The following is an 858-nucleotide window of genomic DNA, read 5'->3' as shown; positions in this document are numbered from 1 at the left end:
AAAGAGACCAGTACTTAGATAAAGAAGGAAACCCTTGTGCTCGTGGTTGTGATGAGTCACACCTCTTTCCAGGTGATTAAAAAATGTCTCAGTTAAATTTTCATGAGTCAACGATTACAAAATTTGCTACAGATAATGCCTCTTTAATTATTGAGTTAGAAGATGTAAAAACATCTAGCTCGATAATTAATATGTCGATTGAAGTGCAAAATATCTCAACAATAATCGTCGATTCCCATAAGCAGCAATACCTCTCAATGCCTGCTCCAGATGGAGAGGTGTTGAGTTTAGAACTCAAAGACTCTAGTTTAAATTTGTTAGTAGAGTGGAATGATTTTAAAAAAAACAATTCCTTTACGCATAACTATATCGTTGAAGGCGAAAATGTAATTATTAATCTAAATAAATAGCACCCAAAAACAGGAAAAAAGCCTACAGATGTAGGCTTTTATAAATAATTTTAATTACCCCACAACGTTTTTTTAGCATTGTGCCGCAGAATTAAACCTTCCAATACGGTTCTAGCCGCCTTCTGATCTTCTTCATCAAAATCCAGCAGGGCTTCCATCTGCAGCTTGAGTTCTTCGCTATATATAAGTCACTACTGATGTATGTGCTAGAGCCTTTAGTGCTTCTCCCTTTCCCCAAATACCCAACCCCCTCGAAAAAATAGCCGGTAATCATAGTTATCGGCTATTTTGGGGCGACAGGCGTAGTATGTTATCAAAATCGGTAATACGTATTACTAAGTGAGAAAGTTCTAATGTAATGAAAAATGACGCCCAACCGCTACAGGCCAACAATTGCAAAGGATTGGGCGTGCAGACGCAGGACCCTCTTGGGATTTCTAATTGCTTG

General features: G+C 37.9%; 1 protein-coding gene. It reads left to right on the top strand.

Annotated elements, in window-relative coordinates:
- Positions 1 to 83: 83 nt before the first annotated feature.
- Positions 84 to 410, top strand: coding sequence for a hypothetical protein (locus KCG35_RS25745; RefSeq protein WP_215822730.1), 327 nt, complete (start codon positions 84 to 86; stop codon positions 408 to 410).
- Positions 411 to 858: the final 448 nt, after the last annotated feature.

It is taken from the genome of Zooshikella harenae (assembly GCF_018837975.1).
GTDB lineage: Bacteria > Pseudomonadota > Gammaproteobacteria > Pseudomonadales > Zooshikellaceae > Zooshikella > Zooshikella harenae.
This window is presented reverse-complemented; position numbering and strand designations above follow the sequence as displayed.